The sequence below is a fragment of the Bacillus infantis NRRL B-14911 genome (assembly GCF_000473245.1).
Lineage (GTDB): Bacteria > Bacillota > Bacilli > Bacillales > Cytobacillaceae > Bacillus_AB > Bacillus_AB infantis.
This window is the reverse complement of the sequence record NC_022524.1, coordinates 592,324-609,998: the sequence shown is the minus strand read 5'-3', so window position 1 is coordinate 609,998 and position 17,675 is coordinate 592,324. Positions and strand designations below refer to the sequence as shown.

Sequence of the window (17,675 nt, the reverse complement as noted above, 5' to 3'; positions counted from 1 at the left end):
CTGTCTCCTTTTAACGGTTGTCGATGGTTTCAGGGTACAGATCGTGATTCATCATCCTGTACTCTGCCATCTTTTCATATTTTGTCCCCGGCTTTCCGTAATTGGTATACGGATCGATGGAAATGCCGCCGCGCGGAGTGAATTTGCCCCATACCTCAATATAGCGCGGATCCATCAGCTCAATCAGATCATTCATGATGATGTTCATGCAGTCTTCATGAAAGTCGCCATGATTGCGGAAGCTGAACAAATACAGCTTCAGTGACTTGCTTTCAACCATCCTCTGATCAGGAATATAGCTGATATAGATGGTCGCAAAGTCCGGCTGGCCCGTTTTCGGGCACAGGCTCGTAAACTCCGGGCAGTTGAATTTCACGAAATAGTCGCGGTTCGGGTGCTTATTATCAAAAGCCTCCAGGATGGACGGCGAGTATTCAAACAAATATTGTGTCCCCTGATTGCCAAGCAAAGTAACATCCTTCAATTCTTCATCTTTTCTTCCAGACATAGAAAAAAGCCTCCTCATATGGTACTGCGCATACAAGAGAGGCTCCTCGATATATAAAAATCAGCCCGAAAAAAATAAAAACCATATCCCCGCGGATATGGCTGATCAATTTTATCAGAACCATAGTTTTTTATAGAGGGTTTGTTGCTATGAACCTCTCCTGCATGATGCAGGAATGTCGTATATTTTTTTGTCCTCTGTAACTATAGTGAAAAAGCCGGATTCTGTCAATACCATGCGCGGGAAGCTTTTCTCTCCTTAACAACCGGCTCTTTTATAAGTATAATAACTTTTATCGCTATACACCTTGGACAAAAAAGAAAGGAATGACCTGTATGCTGAAGGAATTCAAGAAATTTGCCATCAAAGGCAATGTGGTCGATCTGGCAGTCGGTGTGATCATCGGCGGAGCCTTTGGAAAAATCGTCACCTCGCTCGTCAATGATATTGTCATGCCATTTCTCGGACTGCTCACCGGAGGGGTTGATTTTTCCGAGCGGTCTGTAAAAATCGAGGACGCTACCATCAAATATGGTGCATTCATCCAATCTATCATTGATTTTGTCATCATCGCCTTTTCCATCTTCCTCTTTGTCAGGTTCATCAACAGGCTGAAGAGCAGGCATGAACAGGAAAAGCAGGTAGAAGAAGCACCGACCGTCGATGCGAAGGAAGAACTGCTGAAAGAAATCCGTGATCTATTAAAAGAAGAAAAAATGAATTGAAACCTTACCCGATTTTCTGCGTATAAAAGGTAATCAATTCATATGAGGTGAAACATATGTATGCACAAACTGCCAACACCGGCTATCTTCCATCTGTATTAAGAGCCTTTGCCCTGTCACTGGCATTTGCCTTTCTCGGGACGATGGCTGGCGTCTATATCCCTCCAGCGCTGTTTCTGCCGCTCGTCATCCTTGAGCTGGCCATGCTGATCGGAGCGTTCTTCTTAAGAAAGAAAAAAGCAATTTCCTACACTTTTCTGTACAGCTTCACCTTTATTTCGGGGATTACAACCTACCCGATCATTGCGCATTATATTGCGACATCAGGTGCCAATACCGTCCTGATGGCCGTCGGAACAACAGCTGTGGTATTTGGCGGACTTGCTTTTTATGCAACCACAACCAAGCGTGACCTCTCATTTCTCGGCGGCATGCTGATGGCTGCCCTGCTGGCTCTGATCTGCATCTCCATTTTCCATATGATCTGGCCGTTAAGCTCCACAGCTTTGCTCGCTTTTTCCTTTATCGGCGTGCTAGTCTTCAGCGGCTATGTCCTGTTCGACTTTAACCGCATGAAGCAGTACGGAGTAAGCGCTGAGGAAGTGCCGCTCATGGCGCTGAATCTGTATCTTGATTTTATCAATCTGTTTATCAATATTCTTAGGATCTTCGGCATTCTGGCCAGTGATGACTAAGAAAATAATGCGCCTTGATTCTGTAAATGAATCGGGCGCTTTTTCCCGGCAGAGAGTCCCGAAGTCCGGCAGGTTCAGAAACTTTGGCATTTCCTTCAAGCACATCACCCGATCCCCTTTTTTTGCCCATTCCCCCCTCTTCCGTTATGATAGAGCTAAATCTATTAAATTTGTTCTGAAAGAGGGATGGGTATGGATTATAAATTGGAGATCCCCGGTTCGCAGGATACGGTCACTTTGGGTGAAGCAATCAGCGGGCAGGATACGATGCTCGTTTTTGTCCGCCACCTTGGCTGACCAGTCTGCAGAGAATATCTCGCGCAGTTGCGTGAGCGCATAGCAGAAATTGAAGATAAAAGGTTTCACGTGAAAATAGTGGCGCCTTCCAAAGGGGCGTTCATTGAACAGTTCCTGGAGCATTTCGGGCCTTTTCCATTTCCGATCTACGGCGATCCGTCCAGGGCAGCCTACAAAGGAATGGGACATCAGACAATGCCGAAGTGGAAGCTTCTTGCAAAGGCCGGATTTGGGTTTGTCACCGGCCAGGTGAAAGGCTTCATCCCGGATGAAGAAAAACAGAAGCAATTTGTGATGAAATCGATGAAGACGCAGGATGTTTATATCCAGGGCGGTACATGGCTATATTCTTCACAGGGTGAATTGCTCTGGAAGCATATTGATCCTTCACCGGAAAAACATGCCAGCATTGATGAAGTTTTAGCGGTTATTGATAGCCGGGGCTGAGAGCTTCAAAATGACGCTCTCCACATTTGTACGGGTTTACTTATGAGGTACAAAACGTTAAATCGAAGTCACATAAATTTCACAACACAAATCACAGTATATTTGCAGTCAAAAAAGGCTTAGAGTATTTCCAACTCTAAGCCTTTTTTGTAATAACTTGTTACACTAAAGCACCCGTTAGTTTAACAAGAAAAAACGTTTCCTATTTCTGTGCAAAGTGTCATCGATAATTTCTGTATGGAAAGGGTTTGTGGATAGGGTTTGCGTTTTTAAAAAAGAGACTGAATAGTCCTCGATTGCCTCCTTCCAACAGGTTTATTATCTCAATCACCTAATTTTTTTTCAGTTTTGGTCAAGAATTTTTCTAATGCTTCACTGCTATCAATATTCATACGTTCAGCCAAAATAATTAACCACCACATGCATTCACCAATCTTATGTTCAAGTTCGGATGCAGTTTCCCCATTTGTTGGCCATCGACCCTGTTGAGACATTGTTAGACGACCGACCAAACCAGCATCTGTCAAGAAAGCTAAAGCATCTTCTTCTACTGTCCATTCTTTTTCGTGATACTGTCGTTCTAAACGATGGTAGACTTTTCTTAGCTGTATAGAACGTTCAACTGCTTCATTTATTTTCATATATTTCATTTACTCCCTTTCTTTTATAGACATTTATTGTTCACCTGTTTTTGGAATGGAGAAGGTATATAGAAACATATGTTCTCACAAAATTTTAACCTTATTCTAATGAAAACACAACAATAATTTCTTCAACTAACCTGCCCCTTTTGTGAAATAAGAAAAGCCGCCTTGTTTGGCAGCTGGCTTGGGGCATGAGCACCCTGTTTTAATAAGTCATTAAATAGCCATATTCTTTTCCATTTCAACTGTATTAACAGGGTAACCATTAGGATTAGTTATAATTTCTTCTTTAGTAACAATATAACCCATATTCTCGTATAAACTTATATTTTTAGACAATGAAGCACGAACTCGACATTCCATTTTCTTTAGTCCATTTTCATTGGAGTAATTTTCAAGCCACAATAATAATGCCCTTGCAATCCCTTGTCCTCTCGAGTCAGGTGCTACCGATAATCTTGAAAAATATATTGATTCTCTTTTAATAGTAAACCTCAAGGAACCTTTTGGTTCTCCATTTACGATACACAATAGGGCTTTTTTTGTGCCGTTTTTAAGTTCATTAACTAAAACATCCAATGATTCATCTGTTGCACTGGATGGCACTTCAAGGTGTCGATATTCTTCAAACGCCTCTATCATAAGTTTATGAACAATATGCGCTTCCTCCACAGTTGCTAGCCTTATTTCTATATTCATATAACTTCCTCCCTAAATACTCCAAGCAACTATATTACCTTTTACTGAAATAAAACTATCATACAATACATTCAATAAATAGCTTAGTGTAAGAAAGTCTAACAAGGGTTGTTTTTCATAATTCACGCCCTAATACCCTATTCTAACAAACCTTAGTGTTATCAATTTTAAATGGATTTTAAGGTATTAGCTTTTAATTCTTATAAACAAACCTGCCCCGTTTGTTATATAAGAAAAGCCACCTGAATTGGCAGCAATCTGAAGCATAAGCACCCGTTAGACCAATAAAATTACTAAGTCTATTACTACAAATCGGAAGGTAACATTCCATATACAATACTATCTGTCCATTCATTTTTATTCCAAAAATCTTGAAATGAGCTTCCTTTCTCATGCCTATTCGTTCACACAATTTTTGTGAAGCCGTATTCCTTGCATCAAGATTAGCTTGTATACGATGCACATTCAATTCATCAAATAATTTATAAACCAAACTACTTACTGCTTCTGTTGCCAAGCCTCTCCCAGCTACTTCATTTGAAAAACTATAACCAATCTCAACAGTGTCTTTCATATCTGTATACCATACGGATAAATCACCAACTACTTTAGTCTTGTATTCAACTGCCAAACTTAACATTGATTCTTTAGTGAGTACACTGTTTGCTAACTTCTTATTAAATCTTTTCTGCATATCTTCATGAGTCCACTTATTATGTAATAGAAACCTACATATATCATCATTATCATAAATAGCAAATACATCCTGTAAATCAGTACTCTTAAAAGGCCTAATTATTAATCTTTCAGTTGATAATTCCAAGTTGGCTCCCCCTTACATTCATCTACAAAGCATTAATTTCAAAGTATTTAAACCTCCTTCTTAGATTTTATCTTGATTCATATTTCACCGTAAATAAAATCTTCTTTCACTAACCTGCCCCTTTCATACCACAAGAGATTCCATAACAAAAGGCATTAATCCTTTTAGAATCAATGCCTCCGTTTCATTAATAACACTTATTCACAAACTATAAATACTAAGTCGAATAATGCGCTATTTTTCTATATACAAATTTATATATTGTAATTAATCTGGTATTGAGGTGATTATTTTGCACAAAACATTTCAGTTAGTCAAAAAAGTCATAGGCTTGGTTTTTCTAATATTAGTTACAACCTCGCTGATAATGGGGAAGTTTAGTGTCGCTTTAATCTTTTGTTATATAATTATCTCTATACACAATGGAATACTTGGTTATGAATACTTTAAAGCTAACTCTTATAAAAAGGCATCTTTACACTCAGTACTCTCGGTATGTTTTCTTTATATTTTCTTTTCTGTTCTTTAATTGGTTTAAATACTCGGTATATTGTTTATTTAATGTTCAAGCTCTTACTACACAAACCTGCCCCGTTAGTCATATTAGAAAAGCTGCCGCCTCATTTGGAAACTGATCTGGAACATAAACCTCCGTTAGTTTAAGTACTTTCTTTCACAGTCCATTTGAAAAACAATCTTTTCAATATAAACACTCCAATATTATACAAAGGTCTCGTAAAGTGATTATCGGAAATTTAATGAATGCTTTTCCAGAATAAAATAGACATCATACTAATCAATTTATTGTTTTTCTGCGTAATACCATTTTAAATAATACATTATTCCAGACTTATCGACCCAGCTAAAATCTATTAGTTCCTTCTCTAGTGAATGGTGTAGCTCATCTACTGGAATCCACTTTATATCCATAGTATCGTCGCCTTCTTTAACTAAATTACCAGAGGCTTGACATCGAAAATAAGCGCCTAATGAATCTACTGGACCATTTGTCGTTTGATAAACAGCAAAAGGCTTCATAGCTTCAACATTTGAGTCCACATCATTAGTTTCAATTCTAGTTTCTTCCCCAAGAATCTTTGTTATATGAAGTCCTGTTTCTTCGTGCACTTCTCTTTTAAGTCCTTCCATAAATGACTCGAATTCCTCTAATCTTCCTCCAGGTAGCTCATAAGGTGTTTTATTCTCATTAGATTTAACCCTTTTTTGTATAACGATTTCAGTTCCATTTGGTCCATTTCTTTCAATTATTGCTCTAACATTTACATAGATCATACAAGTTCTCCCTCACTTTTCCTCTTCAACTAGACGGCCCGATTGTTGAATACAAGTTAAAACCTCTCTTGAACTAACCTGCCCCGTTTGTTATATAAGAAAAGCTGCCTGGTTTGGCAGCTGATCTATAACATAAGCACCTGTTAGTTCAAGAAGAAATTATGATAATGGAAGAATATCAGACAAATTGATAAATTCTAGTTCAGTTTCAGCCTCTGCTTTCGAACGATATACGGTAAGTTTATCATAGGGTTTCATGTTGTCTTGCCATGTCCCTATATTAATCAGAAAATCTCCTGCGTTTTCAGAAATTATAAAGCACTCTAAATCCCTATTGATATAACAAATTGGTGCGTCATTTTCCGAATCACACTGTTGATAAACAGTTCCGATAAATCCTCCTTTACTATCTTTTGCCATAATATCTACATGTGGAACCGTAAAAAACTCTAAATGCGGAATATCATCGTCAAAGATAAATTGAATAGCATAATCGTTAGCGTATCTTTGATATTCCTCATTTCTATCATGAACACCCATTGAAAAAATGGATGTTCCTGCTGATATAATCTCAGTATCTTCTAAATTAACACCTATGGCTCCAGAGAATGCTGTTCTATCTAGATAAATTTTTCGCATATTCCCCCCATTTAATTTTATTTTAAAGTAAAAGCTCATTACTTTTGTGATTTCTTATTCAACTAACCTGCCCGTTAGTACCAAAAAAACTCAACAAAAAGCTGCCAAAACCCTTTTATTCATGTGATTTAAACTTGCCCAGTTAATCTTATTGTAAATACATGGGTATAGAATGAGGCCATGGCTGGCATTGTCTTTAGACGAATCACTCTAGATAATCACCATTTAGTTAAAATGATTTCTCTGCCCATAAATTCATATATAAGTTTGTAACTGTCACATCAATCATTCCTTCTTCTTCAAAATCAGGAACTAACTCTTTTGGTAACTCCAAATAAAAGCCAAACTCATCTGCATCACTGTAGTTTAAGCCGGAATATTCAGAAGGAATTAGTTCACAAGTATAACCTCTATACGTTGCTTCTGCTTTCGCTTGAAATTTGCTTATTAAACCTTCATTATTATGTTTGTGTTCAACACCTGATATTATTGTTGCACCACCTAAACTAGAACTTCCGCTTGACCTAAAGAACAATTCATATTCATTAGTATTATGAGCGATTACTTTCGACACATAAATTTGGTTTTCTTCATCATCAAAAAGCACTTTTCCTTTGTTTTTATCCAAATTATTCAAATCAATCTCGATTATATATTCTCCTTCAATAGGGTGTGCAATATTGTGATAATTTTCAATGTCATTAGTAAAATAATTTATCCCCTGTGTCCGAAGGTTGTATATATCCACTGCTCGAGGTAAAAACAAAACACCAAGAACTATAATTGCTGCAACCATATATACTGTATTTAGATTTAAAAATCTTTTCATTAAACTCCTCCCATTTCAAATTGTATGGTTTTCGGAATAAGCCAGCCTTCTTTCACTAACCCGCCCCGTTAGCATAAGTAAATCTTTTCATAAACTCTGATATATATTTCTAATATTAATTTAACATATATTCCCAACAACCTTCGTAATTGCAACATAATGCACTCACTAAAATTTTCGCACAAAACTCATTACATACTATGATTTGATATGTGAATTGGGAAAAAGTGAATGACTTAAACTCGCAAATATATTGGTATATCAATAAAAACGCACTGTGAATGATATTGTGAATTCATGTGGGTTTTCCTATGTGTTATATCATGTTTGCACTCCTGGACTAAACCCGTTATCACATTTGGAGGGCGTTATTTTTTTTGCCCAAAAGCAAAATTTGTGCATGCCCGAATTAAAATACTTTATTTGCCTTATGGTTGGCTGTATACTTAACACAAATTATCTGTGTTAAACGTCTGCATATTTTCAGTCTGGCAAAGATCAGGGGGCTTATCATGCAAGAGGCAATTATCGGCAGCATTCTTTCTGCCATGGCAACAGGGGCCGGAGCGATTCCGATCCTTTTTTTCAAAAGCGTCACACACAAGTGGCGGGATGTGCTATTGGCCTATACGGCAGGCATCATGATGGCGGCGTCCACCTTCAGTTTGATACCGCAGGCGCTTGAATCCTCCAATATGATTGTTCTGACCATCGGTCTCCTCCTGGGGACGTTTGTGCTGAACTTTCTGGAAAAGCATACACCGCATATCGATCTGGAGCATACCAAGCTGAATATGAAACTGGAGCAAAAGGCCGTGCTGATTGTCGCAGCCATTACACTCCACAATCTGCCCGAGGGCCTGTCGGTCGGTGTCAGCTATGCATCTGACGGCGGTGAGCTTGGTCCGCTGATCGCATTTGCCATCGGCCTGCAGAATGCGCCGGAAGGATTTCTGGTCGCTCTTTTTCTCGTCAATCAGAATATTTCCAGATGGAAGGCTTTGGCCGTTGCCACACTGACCGGGATGGTAGAGATCGTGACAGCCATTATCGGATACTTCCTTTCCCGCAATATTGAGGGACTTGTTCCTTATGGGCTGAGCTTTGCAGCCGGAGCGATGCTGTTCATCATCTACAAGGAATTAATACCGGAAAGCCATGGGGATGGAAACGAACGGTTCTCGACCTATTCCTTCATCCTTGGCCTTGTGACCATGCTCGTCATGATCAACAGCTTCGGCGGTTAGACTTATTCCCATATATTTCCGGGGTTTAAATGTTTTAACCTTGTACAGCCGGGTATATGTATAATGCAAAGCCAATAACAAAACAGAAGGGACTGGTAAACGATGAAAAGGTTAACAGCGACTTCACCGTTAGGCATTGGCGATGCAAAAGGCACGGATTTTGCAAGGAGGACAAAAGGCACTACAGTATATAACCGATATACTTAGAACCGATTTCCCCCATGTAATTTGAAGTGCTGAGAAAAAAGGCAGGCTGGATGGCCTGCCTTTTTTATTTTGTAAAAAAACAACCATAAAAGCTGGCATCCTTCTCGGAACGCCAGCTTTTTTTATGATATTATATTATTTTTTCTCTGCCAGCCAAGCTGCAACATTGTCAGCCTTCTCGCCTTCAATCAGGTTAGCCGGCATTCCGCCGCCGCCTTCTTCAATCTTAGTGCGGATTTCTTCTTCACTTAAATCACTTCCAACATTCTCCAGGGCAGGACCGGCTCCGCCGCTGAGATCACCGCCATGGCAGGATGCGCAGCTCTGCTGGAAGGTTTCCTCTGCAGCTGCCGTATCTACCTCACCGCCGCCTCCATTGCTTTCGCCGCCGCTGCTTTCTTCCCCGCCGCCGCAGGCTGCCAGGCTGAGTACAAGACCGGAAACAACCATCGCTCTTTTTAACATTCTATCTCCCTCTTTCTTTCTGCTGATTACATATAACAGTTCCACTTTGACTTTTAAGCTAAACCTGAATTTTTAAGGTGACATCCTTGGCTTAAAAACCCGCGGCACTTCTTTCTCCAAAAATGTAATTGTTATCCCAGTTATTTAGGACTAAAGTATCAATTCAAAAAAGAATCCTGCATTCTATGTTTAGTAGAAAAACAAGAGTGGAAGCTTGATAGAGTATTTTCTTTCCTATTTAATATATTTTTTTCAAGAAGGAGGAACAATTATGGCTGACCAATCGACTGGTTCAAAAATGTCGAGACGTAAATTCATACGCAATTCCAGCTATGTTGCAGGTGGATTGGTTGGTGGCGGGCTGCTCGGGGGACTGATCGGATCCAGGATGAACGGTTCTGAACAGGCGTCCAGCTCCAACTCTGAAGGACACAGCTCGTCCAATTCACATCAGCAGGCACCGCTTTATTTTACAAACCCGCAGAAATTCGAAGTGCTGCAGCAGGCAGTCGAGCGCATTTATCCACAGGACGAAACCGGTCCTGGCGCAATCGAACTCGGGGTGCCCTTTTTCATCGACCATCAGCTGGCAGGTGCGTGGGGCAATAATGCACGGGAGTATATGCAGGGCCCATTTTTCCCAGGCTCCAATTTCCAGGGCTATCAATCGCCTCTTAAGAGGAATGAAATGTTTGATACCGGGATTGACCGGATTGAATCCTACAGCCAGGAGAAGTTCATGAAGGGCTTCGCCGATCTGGAAGGAGATCAGCAGGATGAGATTCTGAAAGATTTTGAGGCTGATAAAGTTAAAATTCGCGGCGTGTCTTCCAAGACCTTTTTCAATCAGCTCAGGGCCGCAACGATAGAAGGAGTCTATGCGGATCCGGCTTACAGCGGAAACATCGGCATGGAAGGCTGGAAGATGAAGGACTTCCCGGGGCATCAGATGAGCTACATAGACAAAATCGAATCAGACGAATTTATGGAAATCGAACCAAAAGCACTTCATTCTTATACAAACTAGATAGAAATCGGGGGATATCATGGCAAAAACTTTACCAAAGACAGATGTAGTGGTAGTCGGAGTAGGATGGGCAGGCGGCATCATTTCCGCCGAGCTCGCTAAACAGGGCATGAAGGTTGTCGGGCTTGAACGCGGTAAGGAAAGGGGCGTCAAGGACTATTATGTTGTCCATGATGAGCTGCGCTACGCGATCCGCTACGAATTGATGCAGGATTTATCAAAAGAAACACTCACTTTCCGAAACACTGCAAAGGAACGGGCTTTGCCGATGCGCCAGCTCGGATCATTCCTGCTTGGGGAAGGGCTTGGCGGTTCAGGTGTGCACTGGAATGGCCATACCTTCCGTTTCCTGCCTTATGATTTTGAAATCAAGTCACAAACGGTGGCAAAGTACGGCGAAAACAAAATAAAGGGCCTCCAGGTACAGGACTGGGGCATCACCTATGATGAACTTGAACCATATTACGATACTTTTGAAAAAACAGCCGGCATCGGCGGCGAGGAAAATCCGTTCGGCGGCAAAAGGTCCAATCCTTATCCAAACCCGCCAATGAAGGAAACGCCTCTCACCAAGCGCTTCAAGGATGCGGCTAAGAACCTGGGAATGAAGCCTTACCACATGCCTTCTGCCAACATGAGCCAGGCTTATGAGAACCAATATGGCGCCAAAATGGCAGCCTGCCAGTACTGTGCTTTCTGCGAGCGCTTCGGCTGTGAATATGGCGCAAAAGCGGATCCAACGGTTTCAGTCATCCCTTATGCAAAGGATACTGGAAACTTCGAGCTCCGCACCTATTCCAATGTAACCGAGGTCCTTCATGACGGAACGAAGGCAACCGGAGTCAGATATGTCGATGTGCTGACAAAGGAAGAATTCATCCAGCCAGCAGACATCGTCGTTCTGACAAGCTATGTCATGAATAATGCACGCCTGCTGCTGTCTTCAAACCTTGGCAGGCCTTATAATCCGGAAACCGGACAGGGCGTCATCGGGAAAAATTACTGCTATCAGATTCTGCCGGGCTCAACCGGATTCTTTGATGAAGAGCAGTTCAATACATTCATGGGAGCAGGTGCACTCGGTGCCTCTGTCGATGATTATAACGGAGACAATTTCGACCATTCTGAAGTCGACTTTATCCATGGGGGCTCCATTTCCCTGAATCAATCAGGAAAGCGCCCGATCCAGACAAATCCGGTGCCGCAGGATACGCCAAGATGGGGTAAAGAATTCAAGCAGCAGTCTGTTAAATATTATACACGCCACCTGAATATCGGGACCCAGGGTGCATCCATGCCGACACAGTACAATTATCTTGATCTTGATCCATCCTACAAAGATGCATTCGGGCTTCCGCTATTGAGGCTGACGTATGACTTCACCCAGCAGGACAAGAATTTGTATAACTATATCGGCAAGATCACCGACAATATCATGAAGGAAATGGGCGCAAACCTGGTCAATGACCGCAGTCCGCTTGAGCATTATGATATCGTCCCTTACCAGACCACACATAACACTGGCGGTGTCATCATGGGGGCTGAACCGGAAACGTCAGCAGTGAACAATTATCTGCAGATGTGGGATGCAGAGAACGTCTTTGTAGTCGGAGCATCTGCATTTGCCCATAATGGCGGCTACAATCCTACCGGGACTGTCGGCGCATTTGCCTACCGTGCCGCAGAAGGCATCATCAAATACAGCAAACAAGGCGGAGCCCTTGTATAAATGAAAAGGAGTGAAAAGAAATGGGATTCACTAATATCGGCATTCCCGGCTTAATCATCATTCTCGTCATCACCCTGATCATCTTTGGACCGAAAAAACTGCCTGAAATCGGTTCAGCCTTCGGGAAGACTTTATCCGAGTTCAAGAAATCAGCCAACAGCCTGATGAATGATGACGATGAAGAAGACACAGCAAAAAAAGCGGATCTGTCCAAGGATAAGAACCAGCAGATCTAACAGCAGGGAGGGATTACAATGAAAACCGATGAGCAAACACTTGTTGAACATATAACCGATCTCAGGAAAGCAATCATCCGGTCACTGATCTTTTTTCTAGCCTGCTTTATCTTGTCGTTCGTGTTCATTAACAAGCTGCTCCCCCTCCTTTCCCAGGAATATAAGCTGGTCATGCTGGGGCCGCTGGATGTGGTGAGGCTGTACACCGGGATTGCCGGCTGCATCAGCCTCGGCCTCTCCCTCCCTTTCATCGCTTACCAGCTGTGGATCTTTGTGAAGCCGGCATTGACTGAGAAAGAAAGCAAAACCACAGTCATGTACCTTCCTGCCATCTTTTTAAGCTTCGCCGGAGGCATTGCATTCGGGTTTTACATCATCTTCCCTACCGTCTACCGGTTTCTGATCAATTTGGGCAATCATCATTTTGATATGATGATCACAGCGAGGGAATATTTTTCATTCATGATGATGTCCACCATTCCATTCGGCTTCCTGTTCGAGGTACCGCTGATGCTGATGTTCCTGACAACCATCAATATCGTCACACCAAAGCAGTTAAGCTCGATGCGCAAGTATGCCTATCTCGTACTTGCAGTCGTTTCTGCCTTGATTACACCGCCTGATCTGTTTTCGCAGATGATCGTCCTCATTCCGCTGATCGGATTATATGAAGTCGGCATCCTGCTGTCAAAGCTGTCATTCCGCAAAATCCTCAGGCAGGAAGCAGCACTGCAGGCAACAGAGGTTTAATGCCTGCTAGTTTAAAAGACGAATGGGCGAGGTATTGAAGAATCATAGACTTCATCACACGGAGGGATCAGGAATGTCAGAACAAAACCATATGGTAAATGAGAATGGCGAACTGAACGAGAATAATATTGAGGATACTGTCAGCAGGATTTCAGAAGACAAGGCAGCGGATATCTTAAGCAGCTTTGACGAGTTCCGAGGCTACCTGGCGGAGCGGATCGAGCTTGGCAAGAAGATCGGTTTAAATGAAGAGCAGCTTGCCGCTACAGCAAAAAAGATCGCAGAATATCTTGCTCAAAATGTCGACCCGCAAAACCGCGAAGAAAAGCTGCTGAAGGAATTATGGAAAGCCGGAAATGATGAAGAAAAAGAGAAACTGTCACATCTGCTTTTGAAATTTGCGGATGGGGCTGCTTGATAGACCAGGAAATTGTTAGGACTGCTTAATAGATTAGGATAATATTTTGGATGGGGCTGTTTAGTAAAAATGAAAAATGGACCCTTTTTGGTTCATTGGCAGACAAAAGGAGGTGCGGAAGAGATTTTCCGCACCTCCTTTTTTAAGTCTGTTTGGATTAATTATTGGAACTTGTGGCTTTTGCCCAACAATGTTCAAAGAGCCTGTTGATTGGAGTGCAAGGCACGTAGACTCCTGCGGGAAATAGCGGAAGAGTTGAGACCCCACAGGAGCTTGCTCCGAGGAGGCTCAACTCCGCCCCGCGGAAAGCGAAGTGCCTGGAACGGAAATCAACAGCCCCATCAAACCAGGATCCCCCTTAACGATAAAAAAGAGACAGTCTAAACTGCCCCTTCCTCCCCTTAATTAGGCTCCACATGAACATGGACATCGTAAACCCCGTGATCCTTCATCAGCACTTTTTCCACATGTGTGGCGATATCATGCGCTTGCCTGATATCCAGGGTTGAATTGACCAGGATGACTACATCCAATACTTCATTATTGCCGTAATTCCTTCCCTTGATTGCTTTAATGCCCTTTACGCCGGACACCTTCAGGATTTCGTCGCTGTATTTGAGGAGCAAATTTTCATCAAATCCGTCGGAAAGGTCATGTGAGGCCTGTATGAATATATCCCAGGCAGTCTTGCAGATCAGCAGCCCGACAATGATGGCTGTTACGGTATCAAGCCAGGGCATTTTCAATTGCGAACCAAAGATCCCGATGGCCGTACCGATACTCACCCAGGCATCGGATAAATTATCCTTCGCCGCAGCCATGACGGCTTTGCTTTTAATTTTATCAGCCAGCCGCTTATTATACCGGTAGACAAAATACATGGCTAGCGCTGAAAAGATGCCTGTATAGGCCGCGATGATATCAGGCGGCGTTTCCTTCCCCCCATCAAAAATGGAAGCTGCTCCATCTATTAACACCTGCAGTCCGACAGCAGCCATGATGAACGAAGCAACCATGGAGGCGATCGTCTCGCTCTTCCAATGACCATAGCCATGATTCTGGTCAGGCGGCCGCTGCGATATCTTCAGTCCGATCAATACTGCGATAGATGCGATAATATCCGTTGTATTATTTAAACCGTCTGCCTTCAGGGCAGCCGAGTCACTTATATATCCTACTGCGAGCTTAAGGACCGAAAGGCATATGTAAGCGATGATGCTTATGATGGCCCCGCGCTCCCCAAGCTTCAGATCCTTATACTTTTGTTCTTCCATCCCGGACCTCCTTTTTAGCACTTGACTATAATAGCAGGCAGGAATCGGGTGGGTCTAGAGCAATCTTATTGTGTCCCCTTAACTAATTAAGAAGCAAGCAAGTAAGTTGGCTGGAGGAAAATTAACTGCGTGCAGAAAAAAAGCCGCCCAGTATACTGGGAGCTCCAGAAAACACACAAAGCCTTGCAGCCGCCTTGTGTGAGGTTAGTGTCTCTATCACAACATCATCTTTACAAAAACATCTCGGAATTTTTAGAGCAGCAGCTCCAATTCTCCTTTATTTCCAGTGAAGCCAGCTTTTCTGTAGAGCGGCTCGCCGTCCTGGGAAGCATGGAGCCAAACCCTCTTGACTCCCCTGGCCCTGCATTCATCCAAACATTCCTGCAAAAGCCTCTTCCCAATGCCAAGTCCGCGGAATTCCGGCAGTGTATACATGTTCAGAATATAAGCTTCCACTCCTTTAATGTTCCCCGGATAAGGAGGCCTTCGGAAAATAGCAATCCCGCTGGAGGCTGCCATTTTTCCATCTCTCTCCGCGAGATAAGAGATAAATTCCCCGTTAGCTAAAGCTACTTGAAGATAATCCCTTGTTGCCGCGGAAAGTATGTCTTCCTCTTTAGGCGATGCCAGCTCACCCAGCTCTTTTAAGAGAAGAATCCTTAAATTTAAGATACTCTCAATATGCTCAGTTGAAGCCTTTATGATAACTTCCAATTCAACCCCTCCGCTTAACCAGCTTCCTAAATTTATCTTAATTAAAAGACTCTGCCATCTTGATCATCTGGGTTCGGCTGACTTCGCCAGGCGTCAATAATGGTATATATGTAATTTGATAGTGGATGCCTTCATCCTCCCAGTACAGAATCCTTTTATCGCCATCATCTGGAATAAATAAGCCTTCCAGGTCTCCGATTCGGACCTCTTCCTGCTTTAACCCTTCCTGGTACTCAAATTCTTCTTTTTTAATGACCAGCTCCACGGTGTTTTTGTTTTTATTCATAAAAGCCATTTCCACCTGGCCAACACCGTCTGAATAGGTTTCCCATACTTTCATGTCAGGGAAAGGCATTCTTTCCGGCAGCTTGATTGCCATCGGCAGCTTTTCCCTTTTTAGCTGCTTCGTTTCCTGTGTGTAGTCATATTCATGCATATTTCCCCTTGCATACGTCCAGCCGCCGCCCGCTGCTGCCAATAAAAGAACAACAAGAACTAAAATTCCCCGTTTATTCAAGCTCCTATTCTCTCCTTCAATATAGACTTTTCCTATATTCTACCATTTCCTTTCATCTTTTTGCTCTGATCTCGGCAAAAAAAGAAGCAGCTCTTCCAGCTGCTCCTTCGTGTGCCGGTCATCCCCTGTCCCGCTGCCAGGGAAGGTCTGCACCATATTTATTTGCTCGCGCTTCGCTGTCTTTCCGGCGTTTTTTGCGGATTTCGAGGCGCTCCTTGGCTGATTCATGAAGACTTTTCTCTTCTTCTGTTTCCGGGACAACCTGCGGCACTGCAGTCGGCTTGCCCTGATCATCTATTGCGACAAAAGTCAGGAATGAGACGGCGCAGACATTCCTCTCTCCTGTGATCAGGTCCTCGGCAATGACCTTGACGAAGATTTCCATTGAAGATCTTCCTGTATAAGTGACGAAAGATTCCAGACAGACGGAATTGCTTTCATAGATCGGATGGAGGAAATCGACAGAGTCAGTAGAAGCTGTCAGCACATTCATCCTGGCATGGCGCATAGCCGAGATGGCTGCAACATCATCAATATAGGCCATCAGCCTGCCGCCAAATAAAGTTCCATAATTATTTGTATCCGGCGGGAGCACAATGCTCGTTTTTACGACAAAAGACTCCCGGCAAAATTTTTTATTTTCCATGATAGTACCCCTTTGCAAAAATAAACTTATGTATCCATCTTATCAGATTCCCTCTTTAGCGGCCCGGGAATCCTTTTCTTGTGTGAAGTTTTAATAAAAACTGGCTGCTTTTTATTAATATGGTTGAAAATTCCTTTTTGAATGCATATAATTTAATTAACCACTGTTCAATAAAATATATTCAGCAAAGGTGATCATCATGTCTCCAAGAAAATCTGCCCAGTCTGAGCTGACAAAAGAAGCAATCCTGGACGCCGCAAGAGAACTATTTGTATCACAAGGCTACAGCTCCGCCTCTATGAGGAAGGTGGCCCAGGCCCTGAACTGCAGCCATGGCGCCCTTTATTATCATTTTAAAAATAAAGCTGAGCTTTTCTACGGCATAGCGGAGCAAGGGTTTGAAAAATTAAATGCTCTGCTGAAGGAAATCATGGGCCGCACAGGGTTGTCGAATGAAGAAAAGCTGTTTGAGATCCTTCTCGGCTATATCCGTTTCGGATTGACCCATCAAAAGCATTATGAAGTGATGTTTCTGATCCGTGATGAAGAACTGGACTGCTATATGCAGGAAGCTCCTTATGAAAGCTACCGGCACTTTGCCGAAGCGGTTGCCGCCCTTCTTTCAAAGCCGCCTGCAGCCCAGCAAATCTGGTCCGCTTTTATTAGCCTGCACGGATTCGTCACCCACTTCAGCCGCTCAGAGGCTGAGTTTGAGGAAACACAAGGCCTTGCCCGCACACACGCGCGCTTTATCATTGGCGGATTAGAGGCTGCAGCTAAATCATAAAAAAGAAATGGAATCCATTTCTTTTTTTTAAACGAACAATTGAACACTGGTCAATAAAT

Annotated in this window: 21 protein-coding genes and 1 pseudogene; 10 read left to right on the top strand and 12 right to left on the bottom strand. The window is 42.6% G+C overall.

The genetic code is table 11. From position 1 onward, the window contains the following. Nucleotides 1-10: 10 nt before the first annotated feature. Complete coding sequence (gene queF, locus N288_RS03325; RefSeq protein WP_009792185.1) at nucleotides 11-508, bottom strand: preQ(1) synthase; 498 nt, start codon at nucleotides 506-508, stop codon at nucleotides 11-13. A gap of 335 nt (nucleotides 509-843) precedes the next feature. On the opposite strand from queF, the gene mscL reads away from it, so the two are divergent. The 3 genes from mscL (at nucleotide 844) to N288_RS03310 (ending at nucleotide 2,672) form a co-directional block, all read left to right on the top strand. After that, the gene (gene mscL / locus N288_RS03320) at nucleotides 844-1,233 is read left to right on the top strand and encodes a large conductance mechanosensitive channel protein MscL (protein WP_009792187.1); all 390 of its coding nucleotides are present in this window, start codon (nucleotides 844-846) and stop codon (nucleotides 1,231-1,233) included. A gap of 56 nt (nucleotides 1,234-1,289) precedes the next feature. Next, the gene (locus tag N288_RS03315; RefSeq protein ID WP_009792188.1) at nucleotides 1,290-1,928 is read left to right on the top strand and encodes a Bax inhibitor-1/YccA family protein; all 639 of its coding nucleotides are present in this window, start codon (nucleotides 1,290-1,292) and stop codon (nucleotides 1,926-1,928) included. A gap of 324 nt (nucleotides 1,929-2,252) precedes the next feature. Next, nucleotides 2,253-2,672, top strand: a complete 420-nt coding sequence (locus N288_RS03310) for an AhpC/TSA family protein (protein WP_009792190.1) — start codon at nucleotides 2,253-2,255, stop codon at nucleotides 2,670-2,672. Nucleotides 2,673-2,995: 323 nt separating this feature from the next. On the opposite strand, the gene N288_RS03305 is transcribed toward N288_RS03310, so the two are convergent. The 6 genes and pseudogenes from N288_RS03305 to N288_RS03280 all read right to left on the bottom strand — a co-directional run bounded on the left by N288_RS03305 (nucleotide 2,996) and on the right by N288_RS03280 (nucleotide 7,599). Further along, nucleotides 2,996-3,313, bottom strand: coding sequence for a nucleoside triphosphate pyrophosphohydrolase family protein (locus N288_RS03305; protein ID WP_198018085.1), 318 nt, complete (start codon nucleotides 3,311-3,313; stop codon nucleotides 2,996-2,998). Between the two features lie 219 nt (nucleotides 3,314-3,532). Further along, nucleotides 3,533-4,015, bottom strand: a complete 483-nt coding sequence (locus tag N288_RS03300) for a GNAT family N-acetyltransferase (protein WP_009792192.1) — start codon at nucleotides 4,013-4,015, stop codon at nucleotides 3,533-3,535. Nucleotides 4,016-4,320: 305 nt separating this feature from the next. Beyond that, nucleotides 4,321-4,838, bottom strand: a pseudogene (locus tag N288_RS03295) (GNAT family N-acetyltransferase). A gap of 801 nt (nucleotides 4,839-5,639) precedes the next feature. Continuing rightward, entirely contained in the window at nucleotides 5,640-6,131 is a 492-nt protein-coding gene (locus N288_RS03290) for an NUDIX hydrolase (protein ID WP_009792194.1), read from the bottom strand. 159 nt (nucleotides 6,132-6,290) lie between these two features. Further along, entirely contained in the window at nucleotides 6,291-6,770 is a 480-nt protein-coding gene (locus tag N288_RS03285) for a hypothetical protein (protein WP_022543360.1), read from the bottom strand. Nucleotides 6,771-6,999: 229 nt separating this feature from the next. Further along, entirely contained in the window at nucleotides 7,000-7,599 is a 600-nt protein-coding gene (locus tag N288_RS03280) for a hypothetical protein (protein WP_009792196.1), read from the bottom strand. Between the two features lie 512 nt (nucleotides 7,600-8,111). Between N288_RS03280 and N288_RS03275 the strand changes: the two genes are divergently transcribed. Continuing rightward, on the top strand, nucleotides 8,112-8,846 hold the full coding sequence (locus N288_RS03275; RefSeq protein WP_022543359.1) for a ZIP family metal transporter: 735 nt from the start codon (nucleotides 8,112-8,114) through the stop codon (nucleotides 8,844-8,846). A gap of 342 nt (nucleotides 8,847-9,188) precedes the next feature. On the opposite strand, the gene cccB is transcribed toward N288_RS03275, so the two are convergent. Continuing rightward, nucleotides 9,189-9,518: a cytochrome c551 gene (gene cccB / locus N288_RS03270; RefSeq protein WP_022543358.1), complete on the bottom strand. Its 330-nt coding sequence runs from the start codon at nucleotides 9,516-9,518 to the stop codon at nucleotides 9,189-9,191. A gap of 271 nt (nucleotides 9,519-9,789) precedes the next feature. Here cccB and N288_RS03265 point away from each other — a divergent pair, with 271 nt between their 5' ends. The 5 genes from N288_RS03265 to N288_RS03245 all read left to right on the top strand — a co-directional run bounded on the left by N288_RS03265 (nucleotide 9,790) and on the right by N288_RS03245 (nucleotide 13,678). Further along, entirely contained in the window at nucleotides 9,790-10,545 is a 756-nt protein-coding gene (locus N288_RS03265) for a gluconate 2-dehydrogenase subunit 3 family protein (protein WP_022543357.1), read from the top strand. A 19-nt stretch (nucleotides 10,546-10,564) separates the two neighbouring features. Continuing rightward, the gene (locus N288_RS03260; RefSeq protein ID WP_009792200.1) at nucleotides 10,565-12,274 is read left to right on the top strand and encodes a GMC family oxidoreductase; all 1,710 of its coding nucleotides are present in this window, start codon (nucleotides 10,565-10,567) and stop codon (nucleotides 12,272-12,274) included. A gap of 20 nt (nucleotides 12,275-12,294) precedes the next feature. Continuing rightward, nucleotides 12,295-12,510 carry a twin-arginine translocase TatA/TatE family subunit gene (tatA, locus tag N288_RS03255; protein WP_009792201.1) on the top strand — a complete coding sequence of 72 codons (216 nt, stop codon included), beginning with the start codon at nucleotides 12,295-12,297 and terminating at the stop codon, nucleotides 12,508-12,510. Between the two features lie 18 nt (nucleotides 12,511-12,528). After that, nucleotides 12,529-13,260, top strand: a complete 732-nt coding sequence (gene tatC, locus N288_RS03250) for a twin-arginine translocase subunit TatC (RefSeq protein ID WP_009792202.1) — start codon at nucleotides 12,529-12,531, stop codon at nucleotides 13,258-13,260. A gap of 73 nt (nucleotides 13,261-13,333) precedes the next feature. Then, nucleotides 13,334-13,678, top strand: coding sequence for a DUF3243 domain-containing protein (locus tag N288_RS03245; RefSeq protein ID WP_009792203.1), 345 nt, complete (start codon nucleotides 13,334-13,336; stop codon nucleotides 13,676-13,678). Between the two features lie 401 nt (nucleotides 13,679-14,079). On the opposite strand, the gene N288_RS03240 is transcribed toward N288_RS03245, so the two are convergent. The 4 genes from N288_RS03240 to N288_RS03225 form a co-directional block, all read right to left on the bottom strand. Beyond that, nucleotides 14,080-14,952, bottom strand: coding sequence for a cation diffusion facilitator family transporter (locus N288_RS03240; protein ID WP_009792204.1), 873 nt, complete (start codon nucleotides 14,950-14,952; stop codon nucleotides 14,080-14,082). Nucleotides 14,953-15,204: 252 nt separating this feature from the next. Continuing rightward, nucleotides 15,205-15,666, bottom strand: coding sequence for a GNAT family N-acetyltransferase (locus N288_RS03235; protein ID WP_009792205.1), 462 nt, complete (start codon nucleotides 15,664-15,666; stop codon nucleotides 15,205-15,207). Between the two features lie 37 nt (nucleotides 15,667-15,703). Continuing rightward, nucleotides 15,704-16,183: a DUF4367 domain-containing protein gene (locus tag N288_RS03230; protein WP_009792206.1), complete on the bottom strand. Its 480-nt coding sequence runs from the start codon at nucleotides 16,181-16,183 to the stop codon at nucleotides 15,704-15,706. A 118-nt stretch (nucleotides 16,184-16,301) separates the two neighbouring features. After that, on the bottom strand, nucleotides 16,302-16,829 hold the full coding sequence (locus tag N288_RS03225) for an acyl-CoA thioesterase (RefSeq protein WP_009792208.1): 528 nt from the start codon (nucleotides 16,827-16,829) through the stop codon (nucleotides 16,302-16,304). A 199-nt stretch (nucleotides 16,830-17,028) separates the two neighbouring features. On the opposite strand from N288_RS03225, the gene N288_RS03220 reads away from it, so the two are divergent. Then, nucleotides 17,029-17,616, top strand: coding sequence for a TetR/AcrR family transcriptional regulator (locus tag N288_RS03220; protein ID WP_009792209.1), 588 nt, complete (start codon nucleotides 17,029-17,031; stop codon nucleotides 17,614-17,616). Nucleotides 17,617-17,675: the final 59 nt, after the last annotated feature.

Excerpts from the sequence above, each read along its gene's own strand:
- queF (WP_009792185.1), bottom strand. The coding sequence starts at position 508 with ATGTCTGGAAGAAAAGATGAAGAATTGAAGGATGTTACTTTGCTTGGC.
- N288_RS03280 (WP_009792196.1), bottom strand. The coding sequence starts at position 7,599 with ATGAAAAGATTTTTAAATCTAAATACAGTATATATGGTTGCAGCAATT.
- N288_RS03315 (WP_009792188.1), top strand. The coding sequence starts at position 1,290 with ATGTATGCACAAACTGCCAACACCGGCTATCTTCCATCTGTATTAAGA.
- N288_RS03300 (WP_009792192.1), bottom strand. The coding sequence starts at position 4,015 with ATGAATATAGAAATAAGGCTAGCAACTGTGGAGGAAGCGCATATTGTT.
- N288_RS03275 (WP_022543359.1), top strand. The coding sequence starts at position 8,112 with ATGCAAGAGGCAATTATCGGCAGCATTCTTTCTGCCATGGCAACAGGG.
- mscL (WP_009792187.1), top strand. The coding sequence starts at position 844 with ATGCTGAAGGAATTCAAGAAATTTGCCATCAAAGGCAATGTGGTCGAT.
- tatA (WP_009792201.1), top strand. The coding sequence starts at position 12,295 with ATGGGATTCACTAATATCGGCATTCCCGGCTTAATCATCATTCTCGTC.
- N288_RS03285 (WP_022543360.1), bottom strand. The coding sequence starts at position 6,770 with ATGCGAAAAATTTATCTAGATAGAACAGCATTCTCTGGAGCCATAGGT.
- N288_RS03265 (WP_022543357.1), top strand. The coding sequence starts at position 9,790 with ATGGCTGACCAATCGACTGGTTCAAAAATGTCGAGACGTAAATTCATA.
- N288_RS03225 (WP_009792208.1), bottom strand. The coding sequence starts at position 16,829 with ATGGAAAATAAAAAATTTTGCCGGGAGTCTTTTGTCGTAAAAACGAGC.
- cccB (WP_022543358.1), bottom strand. The coding sequence starts at position 9,518 with ATGTTAAAAAGAGCGATGGTTGTTTCCGGTCTTGTACTCAGCCTGGCA.
- N288_RS03305 (WP_198018085.1), bottom strand. The coding sequence starts at position 3,313 with ATGAAAATAAATGAAGCAGTTGAACGTTCTATACAGCTAAGAAAAGTC.
- tatC (WP_009792202.1), top strand. The coding sequence starts at position 12,529 with ATGAAAACCGATGAGCAAACACTTGTTGAACATATAACCGATCTCAGG.
- N288_RS03260 (WP_009792200.1), top strand. The coding sequence starts at position 10,565 with ATGGCAAAAACTTTACCAAAGACAGATGTAGTGGTAGTCGGAGTAGGA.
- N288_RS03240 (WP_009792204.1), bottom strand. The coding sequence starts at position 14,952 with ATGGAAGAACAAAAGTATAAGGATCTGAAGCTTGGGGAGCGCGGGGCC.
- N288_RS03245 (WP_009792203.1), top strand. The coding sequence starts at position 13,334 with ATGTCAGAACAAAACCATATGGTAAATGAGAATGGCGAACTGAACGAG.
- N288_RS03220 (WP_009792209.1), top strand. The coding sequence starts at position 17,029 with ATGTCTCCAAGAAAATCTGCCCAGTCTGAGCTGACAAAAGAAGCAATC.
- N288_RS03290 (WP_009792194.1), bottom strand. The coding sequence starts at position 6,131 with ATGATCTATGTAAATGTTAGAGCAATAATTGAAAGAAATGGACCAAAT.